The sequence below is a fragment of the Ruegeria sp. N10 genome (genome assembly GCF_056531545.1).
This window is the reverse complement of the sequence record NZ_JBQFLY010000003.1, coordinates 244,328-261,016: the sequence shown is the minus strand read 5'-3', so window position 1 is coordinate 261,016 and position 16,689 is coordinate 244,328. Positions and strand designations below refer to the sequence as shown.

Below are 16,689 nucleotides of genomic sequence, written 5' to 3'. Positions count from 1 at the left end.
CCCTGCGACCACCTTGCCGCCCGCTACAAATTCGCGTTACAGGGCCGCGAAACAGGTGAATTGAATATGAAGCGCGCCCTCTTCGCACTGATCTGCCTGACTTTCGCCGTCATCGCACAGCAGAGCCTGGCACAGTCCCTTTCGGTCACAACAGTGACCCGCCCGCCGTTTTCCTATGTCGAGGGCGGCCATGAAACCGGTTTTTCCATGGATTTGCTGGCGGCCCTGGCCGAGGCTCTGAACTGGGACTACACGGTCAACCGCGTCGACGCGTTTTCTGACATGTTGGGTGCCGTGCAGAGCGGATCTGCAGACCTTGCCATCGCCAATATCTCGATCACCGCCCTGCGCGAAACGCAAATGGACTTTTCTCAGCCGATCTTTGAAGCGGGTCTTCAGATCATGGTGCCCTCGGACGCGGTACGAAAACCTTCGATTTTGCAGGCTCTGCTATCGAAAGAACTTTTCATCGCTATCGGGCTGGCCTTTGCCATTCTCCTCGGTGGCGGCATGCTGATGTGGAGCTTTGAACGCCGTGCCCAACCCTATTTCGACCGCAACCTTAACGAGGCGTGGTTCCCATCGTTCTGGTGGGCACTCAATTTGGTTGTGAATGGCGGGTTCGAAGAACGAATGCCGCGAACACCGTTCGGTCGTATGCTGGGGGTTACCCTGGTGGTGTCATCCTTGTTCATCGTGTCGGTGTTTACCGCCCGCATCACCTCGGTCATGACGGTGGACGCCATTACCGGCAGCGTGAATTCGGTGAACGACCTTTACGGCAAGAATGTCGGGACAATCTCGGGGTCTACAGCGGCGAGCTTTCTGAACCGGCGCGAGATCGAATTCACCGGCTACCCCGGACTGAACGAGATGCTGGACGCCTTCAAAGCCGAAGAACTGAATGCCGTCGTGTTCGACGCGCCGATCCTGTCCTACTTTGCAGCTCATGAAGGGCGGCGGATTGCATCGATGACAGGTGGCGTCTTCCTGCGCGAGAATTACGGCATCGCATTTCCGACCGGATCACCGCTGGTCGAGGATGTTAACCAGGCATTGCTCGGCCTGCGCGAAGACGGAACCTATGACGAAATCTATCGCAAGTGGTTCGGGTCGCGAAACTAGGCTTGTGCTTCGTCTTCGAAAAACGGTGTCATCTGCGCGACGATCACTGCGTTTTCATCCAATGCTCTTTGCATCAGCGCACGTTCGTCCGGCTCGATATCGTGGCCTTGCGCTTCACGCTCGGCCAATGTGCCATATCCGGTGACATCCAGCGGTGCGGTGTCTGCCTGCTTCAGGATCGCAACCGTCTCACGCACGGCCTCGGCCTCATCCACGCCGCTGGCATAGCACATCAGTGCCGCGCCGGTCGCCCCATCAGGCAGGCCGTCGCCCTCCTTGCGGCCAATCTGGACCAAAAGGGTATAGACTTGCTGACGTGAGGGTTTCTTTTGCTTCTCCATGCACCGGGCCATAGCCCCGCGCCGGTTCGCGGTCAAGCAGCCAACAATTGCAGGAGCCCCGCCTTGCGCCCATAGTACCCGGAATAAACCGATCCCGGATACCAAAGGACGCCTTCATGCCCTACCCAGATTTCATAACGAGTTTTCCCAGCCTCGACGTACCGTTCCCCGACGACGTGGTGCAAACGGCCGTGATCCGGTCGGATGCAGGGTTGGTGGCGTTCTTTACTTTTCTTCAGGATTTCGAATTGCCCTTACATTCTCACAAAGCCCAATGGGGCACAGTGGTCGAGGGTGAGGTTGAATTGACCATCGACGGGCAGACCCTAACCTACCGCTCTGGCGACAGTTATTCGATCCCGTCAGGCGTGGAACATGGCGGCAAAATCAAGGCTGGCACACGGGTTATCGATGTTTTCGAGGAACCGGACCGGTATCCGATCAAGGGATTAGCTGGGCGAGAGACTCAGTGAACGCGAGTCTCGGCCTCCCTCATTGATTGAAGACCTCCGGCCCGAAAAGCTGTTGAGTTGAATCCGGCGGCGATGGTGAAACCGAAGGCAACGGTGAATCCGAAGGCGGCAGCGAAACCGAAAGTGCTGAAGTAAACACAGGAAGCACTGAAGTCGAAGCCATGCAGGGTGAGAACCGCTAAGCAGCACTTCAAAGCTGATCGCGGCCACGAACTTCGTATCTGGTTCAGTCGGCTTGACCCAAAAAACAAATAGGCCGGAGCAGTTATGCCCCGGCCTTGCGCGTTAATCAGAACGATCAGTCCCGCAGCAATTCGTTGATGCCCGTTTTCGAGCGGGTCTTTTCGTCAACCCGCTTCACGATCACAGCGCAATAGAGGCTGACGTTGTTCTTCGACGGCATGGAACCCGCGACCACAACCGAATAGGGCGGAACCTCGCCATACATGACTTCTCCGGTTTCGCGATCCACGATCTTGGTGGACTTACCAATGAACACGCCCATCCCCAGAACCGAGCCTTCGCGGACGATACATCCCTCCACCACTTCCGAGCGCGCGCCGATAAAGCAATTGTCTTCAATGATGGTCGGGCCAGCCTGCATCGGCTCAAGCACTCCGCCAATACCAACGCCGCCCGACAGGTGCACATTCTTGCCGATCTGTGCGCAGGATCCGACGGTGGCCCAGGTATCAACCATCGTGCCTTCGTCAACATAGGCCCCAAGGTTCACGAAAGACGGCATAAGCACCACGCCCGGTGCGATGTAAGCGGATTTGCGGACAACGCAGTTTGGAACCGCGCGGAACCCGGCAGAACGCCACTGGTTTTCACCCCAACCGGCGAACTTGCTGTCCACCTTGTCCCACCAGCCGCCGTCCTGCGGACCGCCCGGCTGGATTTCCATGTCCTTGATACGGAAGCCCAGCAGAACCGCCTTTTTGGCCCATTGGTTTACGTGCCAGTCACCGGATTCCAGCTTTTCCGCCACGCGCAACGAGCCACTGTCCAGCGCATTCAGCGTATCCTCGATCGCCTCGCGCTGCTCGCCTGTGGTGGCGGGCGTGATGGTCTCGCGTGCCTCCCAGGCGGTTTCGATGGCGGCTTCCAGTTGCGCGTTGGACATGGAGTGTCTCCCTACAGAATCTGTTCACGTTGATTTGGCCTATACGCAAGCCCGACCCATGGCGCAATGCGACGCAGACGGGCCCAATTGCGTCTGAGGCTCAGGGTCATCAGCTTGCGCGCCGGATATGGCGGGTCAGGATCGCCGTTGCTGTGGCCATTTCCTTGCGCTTCAACGCCCGCACAATGGCCGCATGATCCGTGTCAGCCCTCTGCACCCATTTCAACCGCCATTGCGCGAACAGATGGCGTGCGCTTGCGATATGCAGATCGTCGATTGCGTGCAAAAGCCGAGGCAGCCCGCAAGGTGTCAGGATGGCGCGATGGAACGTTCTGTTGAGGGCCTCCCATTGCGGCATCGACTGCGCCTCGTCACAGGCGATACGTGCGTTCTCGATCTTTTCCAACGCGACCGGAGACATGTTTTGCATCGATTGCTGCAACGCCAGCGTTTCCAACGCCACGCGCATTTCGATCACCTCCCGAACCTCTGCCGGGTCTAATGCTGTTACACGCATTCCCTTGCGCGGTTCATGCCGGGCCAACCCATGCGCCTCAAGCCGCAACAAGGCTTCGCGCACCGGAACATGGCTGGTATCGAAGGTTCGGGCAATATGGTCCTGCCGCAGCTTTTCACCGGCCGCTAGCTCTCCGGTGATGATCCGCTGGCTGAGGCTTTGGTAAATCGTGTCGGAGATCATTGCAGTCATGGATTATAGATAAAATCCACCATCCACATCCACAACCCGATAATTCACTCAGCGAACGGGTCCGGCGCGATATTTGCACCACAAACCAGAACGGCCACGCGCTCACCCGGTTCAGGTCGATACGCACCCGAGGTCAAGGCGGCCAATGCGGTCGCGCCCGCAGGCTCTACCAGAATGCGATGCGCGCGCCAAAGCGCCTGTTGTGCGGCCGCGATGGCATCGTCTGACACCAGAACCGAACTCATACCCTGTGCCAGTTCAAAACAGATTTCGCCGATCCGCCGCGCGCCCAGCGCGTTTGCGGCGATGCCCGACACGGAAACATCAACCGGCTCACCAGCGCACAACGCTGCATTCAACGCACAGGACGTTTCCGGCTCGACCGCCACAACCTTGCGCGCGCCACCGAACCAGGCCAGCGCCCCGGCGATCAGCCCGCCGCCACCAACAGCGACCAGTACCGTATCCGCCTGCAAGCCCTGGGCGTCCCATTCCGCAAAACAGGTTCCTTGCCCAGCCACCGTGGCCGGGGCGTCGTAAGCATGGATCTGCATTGCACCCCTTGTTGCCTCATGCTCCTGCGCTGCGGTCAGCGCGTTTGCGTATTCACCGGAAACAACGCTCAGGTCGGCGCCGGTTTGCCGGATCAGTGCGATCTTGGAAGGGCCTGCCAGTTCCGGCACAAATATCTTTGCAGGATAACCCAGCGTCTGCGCTGCATAAGCCGCCGCCGCACCATGATTGCCACCGGATGCGGCGACCACACCCGCGGGCGGCACATCCGAGCTGAGCAGCGTATTGAACGCACCCCGCGCCTTGAAACTGCCAGTATGCTGCATGTGCTCGAGTTTCAGCTCAACCGGATAGCCGGGAATGTTGCTTTCCATAACCGGGGTCACTTGCGCATATCCCGCGATGCGGTCCCGTGCTGCCGATATTTCACTTTTCCAATTCATTCTCGTCTTTCCGTGACTGGCACTCTGCCCGCGAACCCTATAGCTGTTTGTCAAACACGCAAGCAGGGATCGATCACCGATGAGAGAAGACCGCCACAGTCCGTTTCGCGATGCGCAGACCGACCGCTCGACCGCGAAAGAGGTTCCGGACACACCGCAAACACGCTCTCCGGCCTACCGTCTGGCTTTCGCGGATGACGAGTTTCTGTGCCGGGACGAGCTGCGCCCTGTACGCTTGCAGCTTGAGTTACTGAAACCCGAAATGATCATGACCGAGCGTGAGATCACGTCGACCATCGTCATGTTCGGCGGCGCCCGCATTCCCGAACCCTCGCAAAAGCACACCGCGCGGACAGAAACCCTGGCCGGTCTGTCGAAATATTATGATGAGGCACGCGAATTCGCGCGACTGATGACCGTGAAATCGAAAGAAACCGGATGCCGCGAGAATGTGATCGTCACTGGCGGCGGCCCCGGTGTGATGGAAGCTGGCAATCGCGGTGCACACGAAGCAGGCGGGTGCTCGATCGGGCTGAACATCGTGCTTCCGCACGAACAGGCACCAAACAGTTTCGTGACGCCAGATCTCAGCTTTAATTTCCACTATTTTGCGATCCGCAAAATGCACTTCCTGATGCGCGCCCGCGCCATCACCATCTTTCCCGGTGGGTTTGGGACGCTGGATGAACTGTTCGAATCCCTGACCCTGATCCAGACCGGCAGAATGGATCGTGTGCCTTTCCTGCTGTTTGGCCGCGCGTTCTGGGAAAAGGTCATCAACTGGGACGCACTGGCGGATGCCGGTACGATCTCGGACGAGGATCTGGACCTGTTCCGCTTTGTCGATACCGCGCAGGAGGCGGCCGAGATCATCGAGAACTGGGAACCCGCCCCGCCCCGCGACGAAATTCCGGGGCGCTGAGCGATGAAAACCCCAAAGACAGGCGAAATGCTCCACCTGCGTGGCAACGCGTTGTCAAAAGGCGAACCCGTCGCCCTTCCACTGACGCAAAGCAGCATGTTCCATCTGCCCGGTGCGCCGGACGGTCACCCGACCTATGGCCGCGTCGATAACCCCACCTGGGTACATCTTGAGCATGTTTTGTCGCATCTGGAAGACGCGCCTTGCCTCAGCTTCCCGTCCGGCATGGCCGCGATTTCTGCGGCTCTGTTTGCAACGGTGCAAGCCGGTTCGCGCCTTCTGATCCCTTCGGACGGGTACTATGTCACCCGTCTGCTGGCGGACCGGTTCCTTTCGCGTCTTGGCGTGACAGTTGAAGAGCGCCCGACCACTGCGTTTGCCGCAGGTGGTTTTGATAAGTTTGACGTTGTGTTCGCCGAAAGCCCTTCGAACCCCGGTCTGGACATGATTGACCTGAAAGTTATAGCCAAACAGGTGCGGTCTGCTGGCGGGGTGACGATTGCCGACAATACGACGTTGACACCGCTGGGTCAGCGTCCGTTGGATTTGGGCATCGACGTGGTCGTGTCGTCCGACACCAAGGCGATGGGCGGGCATTCCGACATGCTGATGGGTCACGTGGCCAGCCGCAACAGTGACATCATGGAACGGGTCGAGGAATGGCGGAGAGTCTCCGGCTCGATCCCCGGACCGCATGAGGCATGGCTGTTGCATCGCGGGTTGGAAACGCTGGATGTCCGGTTCGACCGGATGTGCAACTCGGCTCAGGTAATGGCAGAACGGTTGGCAGGTCACCCGGCGGTCAAGCAGGTCCGCTATCCCGGGCTGGCCGATGATCCATCACACACACTGGCGCAGGCACAAACGGCACGGTTCGGATTTCTGCTATCCTTGACTTTGGAAAGCGAAGACAAGGCCGAAGCCTTCATCAACACCTGCCCGCTTTTGCGCCCCGCCACATCCTTCGGAGGTGTTCACAGCTCGGCCGAACGCCGCGCGCGCTGGGGCGATAGCGTCGACCCGGCCTTCATCCGCCTGTCCGTTGGATGCGAACCGGTGGACGAACTGTGGCAGGCGATCGAGGTCAGCCTGAACGCGCTGTGATTACTTATTCGCGGCACGCAGGTCCTTGAAAACGTAGATCGGCAGTACCACGCTGGCGATCAGCGCCCCCAGCCAGACAAGCAGCGTCGCCGCCAGCAGGTTCGAGATACCGCCAACGGTCAGCCCCGACGCGATGAGGTCGGTCACCAGCAGGCCCACAAATGTCACGACCAGGGCGATCCCGCCTTTCAACGCTGGCGCTTTCTTTTCGCCAAGCTTCAGTATCAATGGCTCGGCGATCACCTGAACGACGGTGAAAACGATCACAACCACGATAAATGAGATCGGTTTGATCGCGAAACCGGACAGTATCAGCGAAGCCAGCAACAGCCCGATGGCATTGCCGGCCAGCAGGGCCAAAGCGGATTTAATTCTGCGCGACATGGGATGGCCTCCGTCAATCTACAATCAGAAATATGAAGATATTAGCAGGCTTCTAAGTTTTTTCGAGACAATTCAATCGCCTCTTCCTTTTGACCCGTTGAAAACACATGGTAGAACACTTTCATCAAGATCAGACCTGCCCTGACCCGCGAGTGTGAGATGAGCGACGATCCCTATTCCGTCCTTGGCGTACCGAAAGACGCCAGTGCCGACGAAATCAAGAAAGCCTACAGGCGTATTGCTAAGGAGTGCCACCCGGACCTGAAACCCGGCGATGCCAAGGCCGAGACTAAATTCAAGGCCGCCGCCGCTGCGTATGACGTGTTGAAAGATCCTGAAACCCGCGCCCGTTACGACAATGGCGAAATCGACGCATCGGGTCAGGAACGCCCGCAACAACACTATTACCGGGACTATGCTGAGGCCGCTGGAAACCCCTATCGCGGGCGTCAGGCGGACCCGGACGACATGTCGGACATCTTTGCCGAATTCATGCGCGGCCGCAGTGGATTTGGCGGCCAGCAAAGGCATGAGTTTCATGCGCCAGGGCATAACCTGAACTATTCCCTGCAAATCAGCTTTCTGGATGCCGTGTTTGGCGCCAGTCAGAAACTGACGCTACCAGACGGCAACCGGATCGAGGTCAAGATCCCCGCCGGGATAACCGAAGGTCAGACCATCCGCCTGCGCGGCAAGGGTGCTCCGGGTTATGGCGAAGGCCCTCCGGGGGATGCGTTGGTGACCGTCACGGTCGCCAAACATCCGGTGTTTGACCGTCAGGGCGACGACATCCATATTACGCTGCCGATCAGTATAGATGAGGCTATTCTGGGCGGCAAAGTCGCCGCCCCCACAATCGATGGTGGTGTAAACGTCAATGTTCCGGCGGGCACCAGCAGCGGTAAAACCCTTCGCCTGCGCGGCAAGGGGGTGAAGAAACGCGGCTCATCCCAGCGCGGCGACCAACTGATCGAATTGACTGTCTCGATGCCCGACAAGATCGATGATGACCTCAGGCAGTTCATGGAGACTTGGCGCGAAACGCACCGCTACGATCCGCGGAAAGGAATGCCGTCATGACCCTGACCGAAAAGGAACTGATCGAAACCGTCTCGCGCCTGACCTCTGACCGCCTGACCGAATATCTTGCGGCCGAGATCGTGATCCCTGAACAATCGGAGCAGGGGCTGGTCTATCACAGTATCGACGTTGCCCGGCTGGAACTGGCTTGCGAGTTGCACGAGCAATACGACATGGAGGCCGATGCGCTGTCGATGATGATCTCGCTGATTGATCAGATGCATGGGCTGCGCGCCGAACTGCGTGAGGTTCTGAACGCAGTCGAGGCGCAACCCGAGCCGGTGCGCCAACAACTGATCGAAGTTATCGGCACAGCGCGGTTCCGTCGCAGATAACAGGGTTTTGGGCGCAATGATTATGGCGTAGAAGGCCGCCTTGATCCTTTGTCAGGTAGCTTCCATGACCCAGCCCAGATCCGAGTTGCTGATGCCTGCGGGCAATCTGCGCAAACTTAAACTCGCCATCCTCTATGGGGCAGACGCCGTGTATCTGGGCACGCCGGATATGTCGCTGCGCACCAAGTCCGAGTTTTCGCTGGACGAGGTAATTGAAGGGGTCGAGTTCTGCCACAACCATGGCCGGCGCGCCTACCTGACACTGAACCTGTTCTCGCATAACAAAGACATCCCGAAACTGGACGAATACATCGACACGGTGCGCAAGGTGCAGCCCGACGGGTTGATCATCGCCGATCCGGGCGTATTCCAATACGTCCGCGAGCGCGCGCCCGAACTGCCGCTGCATATCTCGACCCAGGCCAATATCTGTTCGTGGTTGTCGGTGAAGTTCTGGCAGGATCAGGGGGCCGAGCTGGTGGTTCTGGCGCGTGAGGTTTCCTATCCCGAACTGGTCGAGATCCGTGAGAAATGCCCTGATATCAAGTTAGAAGCCTTCGTGCACGGCGCTATGTGCATGACCTATTCGGGCCGCTGCCTGCTGTCGAATTTCATGGCCGAACGCGGGGCCAACCAGGGCAACTGCGCCAATTCCTGCCGCTGGAACTACGGTCTGAAACTGCGCCTCAAGGATGGTACGCATCAGGAATTGCGTATCACCGAAGAAAACGCCGACCTGTTCGAATTCCTGCTGGAAGAAGGCTGTCGCCCCGGTGACCTGATGCCCGTCGAAGAGGATGATCGCGGCTCGTACATCCTAAACTCACGCGACCTCTGCATCATGCCGAAGCTGGACGAGTACCTGAAAATCGGTGTCGACAGCCTCAAGGTCGAAGGGCGCGGCAAATCGGAATACTACGCCGCGATCGTCGCGCGGGCCTATCGTATGGCCATCGATGACTATTTCGCGGATCCCGAAAACTGGGACCCCAAGCCTTACATGCGCGAGCTCGAAACCGTCGGAAATCGCGGCTATACGCTGGCCTTTCACGAGGGTCGGCTGACAAACTATGCACATGATTACGAACACACGGCCTCGATCTCGCAATGGGAATATGCCGGGATCGTCACCGAAGTGACCGAGGATGCCTTTCTGGTTGAGGTGAAGAACAAGCTGGAACCGGGTGATGTGCTGGATTTCGTCTCGCCAGTCGCACGCGACACGGTTCTGCTGCGGGTCTATGATTTCGAATGCGCCCATGATGGCGCACGGTTGGACGTGGTTCATGGCAGCACAAAAACCATCATCCGGTTGCCTTTCACCCTGTTTGATCACGAGGATATCGACGATCTGCGCGCCCGTTTTCCGGTCTATTCAGTGCTGCGCAAGGAACGCGCCCTGACCGACGAACACTGGAGCCGCATTCGCTTTGACAAGCTCGTGCAGGGATTGGAAACCTCCGGTCGCGACAATTCAACAGCTTATGCACGCCGTCGCGATGATCTGGTTGAAAAGATTGGCGAAGACGGTAACGAACGCCGGTTCAAGACAAACCGCATCGGCACGGAAGGATGCTGCGGCAAGGGCTGCAACGGATGCCTGATCTTCTGGCAGGATGACAAATACGCGTTGGCCCGCGAGGTACTGTCCAAACGAAAACAAGGCGAACAGCTCAGCCGCCGTGAGGCGACAGAACTCAAGCTGCCGGGTGAACCGGCTTAGTTTCCCACCCGATATTCTTCGGGGATAAAGAACGTATAGTCGCGATCCGCCACTTGCTCGTGACAGACATGGCAGTACGCGACCTCACTGGCGCGGTCCCCCATAGTATCCCCGAACACCGACCCGTCCGGCAGCACCATTATATAACGCCAGTCAGCGGTGATCGGGCTGGTACCGTCTGGCAATTTTTCCATTATGAACATGGCGCCTGGATGTATGTGACCTTCATCGGTCACCGTCATGCTGTCCTTGGCAAGCACCGATCCCATGGGAAGTTTTTCGCCTTGCTGCAATGTCCCGTAGTTATGTGCCATTCGGTTGGCATACGAGTTTACGTAACGCTGCCCGTGCGTGGCCGAGATATAAGGCGCGTCGTTAAAAAGCGGCCAGCTTTGGTAGTTGAGGATCAGATCCAGTTGCGCCGCGGCATACCCCCGTGCCATGCGACGGCTTAGTGAATGGTAGTGGGCCGCGGCCTCATCCTTGCTCAGCTCTGCCGGATTTTCGATCGCGATATGAGCGTTGTGACCATCCGCCGTTGCCAGTCCTGAAGAAATCAGAAGTATCGCGCACGCAATGGCTTTGTGCTGGAGAATTATTCGTAGATAGGAGTCCATTATTACGACCCACCTGAAAATCAGTTCGCCTGAGCGCCACGTGACGACAGTGTTCTTATTCTAGCGGCTCTGGGATCTCTTACCAGCTCAGGTCCCAGAATCTCACCGCCTTGTGCTTCGATTTGAACCTGCATCCTGCGGCATTGAATCTTTAAAATATAGCAAATTATGCATATTGAATCAGTATCTGAAACATTAAGTTTACAGGCACACTTCATGCGTGCAGGCGGTCATTTTGGACAATCAAAGCACGACCACCCAATCCATGATGAACCCGACAGAAAAACTACCGGGTTAAACCGGCTTCGGACTCAATCTGTTTGCGCGATTTGCGGGCACGTTCGGTTGCCGATTTCAACTGACCGCACGCCGCCATGATATCCTCGCCCCGTGTCTTGCGAATGGGAGAGGCGTAGCCTGCCTGATAGATGATGTTGGCAAAAGCGCGGATGCGGTTGTTCGAGCTGCGCTTGTACGGTGCACCGGGCCATTCGTTGAACGGGATCAGGTTGATCTTGGCCGGAATCTTGTGGTGCTTGATATGGTCGATCAAACGATGGGCATCCTCGTCACTGTCATTCACACCGTCCAGCATCACGTATTCGAACGTGATCCGCTCGGAGTTCGAGGCATTGGGATAGCTGGCCAGCGCCTGCAACAACTCATTGATATTCCAGCGCTTATTGATCGGGACCAGAACGTCGCGGGTTTCATCCGTGGTTGCATGGAAAGAGATCGCCAGCAGACAGCCGATTTCCTCGGCGGTGCGTGCAATTTCGGGTACCACTCCGCTGGTCGACAGCGTGATGCGGCGGCGCGACAGGGATATCCCCTCGGGGTCCATCGCGATCTTCATCGCGTCGCGGACATTTTCGAAATTGTAAAGCGGCTCACCCATTCCCATCAGAACGATGTTCGACAGAAGGCGCGTTTCATCCTTTGGTGCACCAGGGGTCGGCCATTCGTCAAGATCGTCGCGCGCCATCATGATCTGCCCGACAATTTCGGCAGATGTTAAATTACGTACAAGTTTCTGGGTGCCGGTATGACAAAACGAACATGTCAGTGTACATCCGACCTGAGACGATATGCACAGCGTTCCGCGATCTTCCTCGGGGATGTAGACCACCTCGACCTCGTGCCCACCCGCGATCCGGCACAGATATTTGCGGGTGCCGTCCTCGGACACCTGTCGGGTCACGACCTCAGGGATCTCGACCACAAAGTTTTCGGTAAGTTGCGCACGGTACGCTTTGGCGAGATTCGTCATCTGGGAAAAATCGCGCACGCCCCATTGATAGATCCACTGCCAGATCTGACCGGTGCGCATCTTTGCCTGCTTTTCAGGCGTACCATGTTCGATCAGGACCTCGCGCAAACGGTCGCGGGTGAGACCGACAAGGTTCACCTTCCCCTCGGGCAATTTACGAGGGAGAGTCATGACGTCTTGAGTGATCGGCGCTTTGGGCGACATTGTGGTACCTGCTGAGGCGTATCTTCAAGGATTCTGGCTTGGGATGCGCCTCTATATAGGAACCTGTGCAAAGATCAAAAGGAATCGTTTCAGTCAGTTTGCAAAACTCAACAGTTCTTCAACGCGTGCCCGCCCCAAATTCACCCGGCATGATGTGATTGCGATACCTGTACCCGATCCGCCGCCAAACGACGCGCCGACGGCGGCGCAATGCGTGTCGCGATAGGTTTCCCAGGCTGTTTGCGCCGCCATGAGGGCAGGTTCAGCCACCACCCGCCCGGTGACCTCATCCAGCTCCTTGGCAGATTGTACCGCCAAATCAAAACTCACCTGCAGCGCACGCGACACCCGTGTGTCCATCTCTCCGACGCAGGATCCGATTTCGACTTGTGATCCGGCGTCGGAACATTCCAACGCCGGGTCGGCGGTTGCGGTGGCTGGCAAAAGCAGTGCAATCAAGATCAGACGCATGGCCGCCTCATTCATCTATTCAGCAGGGGTCAGGCCAGAGTAACATGTTTTGCCAGAAAGGTTTAGATGCAGGTTGGCCCCCTGAATCAACGGAAATGCGGTTCCGCGTCAGACACCCGCGGGTGGGACATAACAATCTTCGGCATCCAGGGTCTTGACCGGATCGTTCGGTCCGCATTGTTCGCCGGTTACGGGATAAGTCTCGCCCTTGTTTTCACAGGCGCTCAGCAGCATGGCCGATATCATCATCAGCGCGGCAAGAGATTTGTTCAGCATGGTGGCAACTCCTTGGTTTCTCTTGAACTGATTAGTTCGGAAATCGTCAGAGCTCACATTGATACGGATCAAGTAAACGGGTTGATCCTGCGTAAAGTTGCATCTTGCGCTCTGGGGTGAGTAACAGTGCTGTTCCACGTTGTGATTGAGTTCTGCGGTGTTGAAGGTTCCCCATCTCAGAGGGTTTCAACATAGCTACGACGGAAGCGCTTGTGTGGCATACTGTTTGAATGCGGAGCGTACCGAAAGCGGCGCTTGGTGATACTGCATCCTGACAGGCACGAATAAGAAAAGGCTTACGCAGACCGGTCAACATCGCAGTCTTGGCCTTCAACTCGCCGCGCACAACGCGAGCGGATTGGGTTGATATGCGAACGATCAGTGACCGCAACGCGGGACAAAGTGTTCATTCGCCGTGTTTGAGTTTGTAGCTGCTTTGGTGCGCTTCGCAGACCTTCACTTTGAATTGCGCTAAGTTTGCTCGGCTTCAGTCGTTATTGGCACCGATGCCAAAAAACGCCTTTACGATCCTCCATCACTTCTAAATCGCTCTCAAACGTCCGTGCTGAACCTATGATGGAAGGGACTGGTATCAAACTGTCTACCTAGGCGTTTGCCAGAAAACCTTTCGTTCGTACTACATACTTACAAGAGGCTAGATCATCCTCCAGATACGCTCAAACTCTCAGAGACCGTGGCAATTCCGTCCAATTGAAGTCGATCTGTAGGCGCGTGAACAAGGGTGGTGAAGAACAGCCCTACGCCAATCACAAGAACGCATATTGCACCTGCAAGACGCGCACCTTTAGCGAAGCGTTGTCGCGTTGGCTGATCAGATGCGAAGCGGCGTTCTGCCCAACCACGGCCCCAGAGCGCAGCGACCCCCAGCGCGGACATGGCGACCGCCATACCGGCCGAGATCGAGACCACCATCAGAGTAGCCGGCCAGATCAGGTCATTCGCAAGGCCGAACAGCATCACGATCAATGCTCCGGTGCACGGGACGACACCCACGGCAGCCGCGACCCAGCCGCCTACCGCACGCGCCTCGTGCCCATTGCAGGCTGCGCAGGCACTGTGGGCGTGATCGGCATGATGATGGTCGTGCTTGTGCTGAACGGCTTCGGGCGTTTGCTGCCGCATGGCGCGAATGGCCTGCCAGAGCATCACGGCACCGATGGCGACAATCAGCGAATAGCTGAGAAGGCGGATCATCCTGTAATCGGAGGGGGCAGCTCCTGTCGCTTGCCGCACGGCGAGATCGAGAAGGAAGACGACCACGATCGCCGATGCGACGTGAAAGGCGGCGATGCGCGCGCCCATGTTGAGCCCGCGTCGGAGACTGCCACCTGTCCCCACAAAGTAAGAGATCACGACCGCCTTGCCGTGGCCTGGTCCCAGCGTGTGAAGTGCCCCGTATCCGAAGGCCAAAAGCACGGCCAAGAGAATTGCTTGTGCCGACCCCTCCTTGCCGATTTCTGACATTCCCGATGTGAAGAGCGTGTTTACCCAGATTTGCGCTCTGATGAGGGCCGGAACACCGGACGCGGAGGCCGCAACGATTTCACCCGGCTGGCCGGTTAGTGCTGCACCGTCCAGGCCGTATGAGGCGGGGATCTGCCGGCTTCCATCGATCAGAAACAGCGCATGCTCTGCGGGTCGATGGCGCAATGTCCCTTCCAACCGGACCGCTTCGAACCGCCGTTTCAGCTCCAGTCCCTCGGGGAAGGCGACGTGAATAATCTGATTGGGCGGCGGAGGTGGCGTGTGTATGCAGGCACCGACCCAGGGCACGAGCAGGAATTCGACAACGCGCTCGCCTTCCCACACCAGCGGCAGAACGAAACCGTCGAGAAGGACCTGTTGATCGAGGAAGGTCGACGTCACGCCGGTCGCTTCTTCGCGGCGCCGTTTCATTACGACCAGTCTTTGATCGAGGAGATAATCCGGGTCGAGGCCAGCAGCTTCGAGCCTGCCGCGGGCCGCTCTTGCAGCGTCCGGCAGACCGAGCGAGCCACTCCCGGCGGTCTCGGCTTTCTGGGAAATCAAGATATCTCGCAAGTCTTTTTTCTGTTCCAGCGTCATATCGAGGAAGGGGTCATCGAACGGCTCAACGGTGGGAGCGAGCGCATCCCAACTCGCGAACTGCGAATTCGCGCCGTCAGACGCTGCGGCGGCGACGGACTGGATGGCGATGACTAAGATGGCTAGAAGGCCACGCAGCCGCAGAAGTGACTGAACCATGCTGAACTTCCTACAAGTCGTTTTTGTAGATGGTCCCGCCCTTCATAATCAGGTCGAGCGCGGTTTCATGGTCTTCGAGGATGGAAATGTCCTCGAGCGGATTTCCGTCGATCAGCAACAGGTCTGCATGCGTACCTTCGACGAGCCGACCAACGATGCCGGGATAGGGACTGCGGTCACCAGAGAGCTGAAGCAGCTCACCGGAGTTTGCGGTCGCTTGGGTCAGGATCTCGGCAGGCGTGAACCAGTCAAGACGGGCCGCAAACTCCTTGTTCTGATCGGCGCACGCTTGTGGGTTCACAACGACGTCAGTGCCGAAAGCGATCTTAATCCCGTACTTTTTGGCCAGTGTGAACATGCTGTCGAGCCCGGCCTCAACCATCCGCCCTTTGGCGAGGCGCACGGGCCCGAGGTCAGGCGAAAAGGTGCGGTAGACAAGTACCTGCGGGCTCAGCCAGATATCATTCTCGGCCATCATCTGGGCGATTTCCTCGTTGATGAGGTTGCCGTGTTCAATGGAACGGACGCCCGCCTCGATGGCCTGCTTGATGCCATCGACAGTATAGACATGTGCCGTCACGTAGGTGCCGAAGCCGTCTGCTACCTCGACCGCCGCTTCTATTTCCTCTTTGATGAACTGCCGCCCATCAATCGGGTCGAACTCAGTTCCGACACCGCCGGCGAGGTGCATCTTGATCTGGCTTGCGCCACGCTTGAGGTTCTCCCGCGCGGCAGCGAGCACATCGTCGCGCCCATTTACGATCCTGCTGTAGCCCAGTCGTTCGAGGTTGTTTTCCGGTCCACCGAATTCGCGCGGGTTCATGAAGCGGGGATTAGCATCACCATGTCCGCCGAATTGAGAAATCGCCCGAAGCGATGGCCATACGCGCGGCCCGGCAATCTCGCCGCGGTCAGCGGCCAGCTTGGCGCCCCATGACGCGGCGCCCGCCGCCTTGATCCCGATGTAATCCAGATCCGGAGCGTAGGATCCGGCCATGTCCGCCACCGGCACCGTGCAGAGGCTGAGATGGTAGTGCATGTCGATGAAGCCTGGCGTCATGACGCGCCCCTCAGCGTCAATGACCGTGGCCCCCTCGGGCGTATCGAGTCCGGCCCCGATGGCGGCGATCATGCCGTCCTTGATCAGAACGTCCTGCCCCTCGATCAGGTCGGGACTAAGCCCGTCGAAGATACGCGCCCCTGTGATGAGAGTGCCGGCATCGGTGTTGTCCTGAGCTCCTGCCGGGCCGAACACGGCCAGCATGACAAGGGTTGTGGCAACGAAATTCTTTACAGACATACGGGCCTCCGCTGTGCGATGCAGGTTAG

General features: G+C 57.9%; 18 protein-coding genes. 7 read left to right on the top strand and 11 right to left on the bottom strand.

The window, feature by feature from the left end:
- The first annotated feature begins 66 nt into the window (after positions 1-66).
- Positions 67-1,125 carry a transporter substrate-binding domain-containing protein gene (locus ACR0JI_RS06860; RefSeq protein ID WP_480474191.1) on the top strand — a complete coding sequence of 353 codons (1,059 nt, stop codon included), beginning with the start codon at positions 67-69 and terminating at the stop codon, positions 1,123-1,125.
- Here the strand turns inward: ACR0JI_RS06860 and ACR0JI_RS06855 are convergent.
- Positions 1,122-1,466, bottom strand: coding sequence for a hypothetical protein (locus ACR0JI_RS06855; protein ID WP_480474192.1), 345 nt, complete (start codon positions 1,464-1,466; stop codon positions 1,122-1,124). The genes ACR0JI_RS06860 and ACR0JI_RS06855 overlap by 4 nt on opposite strands.
- Before the next feature lie 116 nt (positions 1,467-1,582).
- Between ACR0JI_RS06855 and ACR0JI_RS06850 the strand changes: the two genes are divergently transcribed.
- On the top strand, positions 1,583-1,939 hold the full coding sequence (locus ACR0JI_RS06850; protein ID WP_480474193.1) for a cupin domain-containing protein: 357 nt from the start codon (positions 1,583-1,585) through the stop codon (positions 1,937-1,939).
- 298 nt (positions 1,940-2,237) lie between these two features.
- Here the strand turns inward: ACR0JI_RS06850 and dapD are convergent, their stop codons facing one another.
- The 3 genes from dapD to ACR0JI_RS06835 form a co-directional block, all read right to left on the bottom strand.
- Positions 2,238-3,065, bottom strand: a complete 828-nt coding sequence (dapD, locus tag ACR0JI_RS06845) for a 2,3,4,5-tetrahydropyridine-2,6-dicarboxylate N-succinyltransferase (protein WP_480474194.1) — start codon at positions 3,063-3,065, stop codon at positions 2,238-2,240.
- Between the two features lie 109 nt (positions 3,066-3,174).
- A complete protein-coding gene (locus ACR0JI_RS06840) occupies positions 3,175-3,774 on the bottom strand; it encodes a GntR family transcriptional regulator (RefSeq protein ID WP_209598385.1) in 600 nt (199 codons plus the stop codon).
- A gap of 44 nt (positions 3,775-3,818) precedes the next feature.
- Positions 3,819-4,730 (bottom strand): threonine/serine dehydratase, encoded by a 912-nt coding sequence (locus tag ACR0JI_RS06835; protein ID WP_480493901.1) that lies wholly within the window; start codon positions 4,728-4,730, stop codon positions 3,819-3,821.
- A 79-nt stretch (positions 4,731-4,809) separates the two neighbouring features.
- On the opposite strand from ACR0JI_RS06835, the gene ACR0JI_RS06830 reads away from it, so the two are divergent.
- Complete coding sequence (locus ACR0JI_RS06830; RefSeq protein ID WP_267363716.1) at positions 4,810-5,652, top strand: LOG family protein; 843 nt, start codon at positions 4,810-4,812, stop codon at positions 5,650-5,652.
- Positions 5,653-5,655: 3 nt separating this feature from the next.
- Positions 5,656-6,756, top strand: a complete 1,101-nt coding sequence (locus tag ACR0JI_RS06825; protein WP_480493902.1) for a cystathionine gamma-lyase — start codon at positions 5,656-5,658, stop codon at positions 6,754-6,756.
- Here ACR0JI_RS06825 and ACR0JI_RS06820 read toward each other — a convergent pair whose 3' ends face one another.
- A complete protein-coding gene (locus tag ACR0JI_RS06820; protein WP_480493903.1) occupies positions 6,757-7,140 on the bottom strand; it encodes a hypothetical protein in 384 nt (127 codons plus the stop codon). It abuts the gene before it with no gap.
- Positions 7,141-7,299: 159 nt separating this feature from the next.
- Between ACR0JI_RS06820 and ACR0JI_RS06815 the strand changes: the two genes are divergently transcribed.
- The 3 genes from ACR0JI_RS06815 to ACR0JI_RS06805 all read left to right on the top strand — a co-directional run bounded on the left by ACR0JI_RS06815 (position 7,300) and on the right by ACR0JI_RS06805 (position 10,278).
- The gene (locus ACR0JI_RS06815; protein WP_480493904.1) at positions 7,300-8,220 is read left to right on the top strand and encodes a DnaJ C-terminal domain-containing protein; all 921 of its coding nucleotides are present in this window, start codon (positions 7,300-7,302) and stop codon (positions 8,218-8,220) included.
- The gene (locus ACR0JI_RS06810; RefSeq protein ID WP_480484160.1) at positions 8,217-8,555 is read left to right on the top strand and encodes a hypothetical protein; all 339 of its coding nucleotides are present in this window, start codon (positions 8,217-8,219) and stop codon (positions 8,553-8,555) included. The genes ACR0JI_RS06815 and ACR0JI_RS06810 overlap by 4 nt, the downstream gene beginning before the upstream one ends.
- Before the next feature lie 64 nt (positions 8,556-8,619).
- Entirely contained in the window at positions 8,620-10,278 is a 1,659-nt protein-coding gene (locus ACR0JI_RS06805; RefSeq protein ID WP_480493905.1) for a U32 family peptidase, read from the top strand.
- Here the strand turns inward: ACR0JI_RS06805 and ACR0JI_RS06800 are convergent.
- From ACR0JI_RS06800 to ACR0JI_RS06775, 6 genes are all read right to left on the bottom strand, one after another.
- On the bottom strand, positions 10,275-10,895 hold the full coding sequence (locus ACR0JI_RS06800) for a cytochrome P460 family protein (protein WP_480493906.1): 621 nt from the start codon (positions 10,893-10,895) through the stop codon (positions 10,275-10,277). The two genes, ACR0JI_RS06805 and ACR0JI_RS06800, sit on opposite strands and share 4 nt — an antisense overlap.
- A 286-nt stretch (positions 10,896-11,181) precedes the next feature.
- On the bottom strand, positions 11,182-12,369 hold the full coding sequence (gene rlmN, locus ACR0JI_RS06795) for a dual-specificity RNA methyltransferase RlmN (protein ID WP_480493907.1): 1,188 nt from the start codon (positions 12,367-12,369) through the stop codon (positions 11,182-11,184).
- A 93-nt stretch (positions 12,370-12,462) separates the two neighbouring features.
- Complete coding sequence (locus ACR0JI_RS06790) at positions 12,463-12,840, bottom strand: lysozyme inhibitor LprI family protein (protein WP_480493908.1); 378 nt, start codon at positions 12,838-12,840, stop codon at positions 12,463-12,465.
- 108 nt (positions 12,841-12,948) lie between these two features.
- Positions 12,949-13,116, bottom strand: coding sequence for a hypothetical protein (locus ACR0JI_RS06785; RefSeq protein ID WP_209598391.1), 168 nt, complete (start codon positions 13,114-13,116; stop codon positions 12,949-12,951).
- A 660-nt stretch (positions 13,117-13,776) separates the two neighbouring features.
- Positions 13,777-15,360, bottom strand: a complete 1,584-nt coding sequence (locus tag ACR0JI_RS06780) for a HoxN/HupN/NixA family nickel/cobalt transporter (RefSeq protein WP_480493909.1) — start codon at positions 15,358-15,360, stop codon at positions 13,777-13,779.
- A 10-nt stretch (positions 15,361-15,370) separates the two neighbouring features.
- Complete coding sequence (locus ACR0JI_RS06775; RefSeq protein WP_480493910.1) at positions 15,371-16,660, bottom strand: metal-dependent hydrolase family protein; 1,290 nt, start codon at positions 16,658-16,660, stop codon at positions 15,371-15,373.
- Between the last annotated feature and the right edge of the window lie 29 nt (positions 16,661-16,689).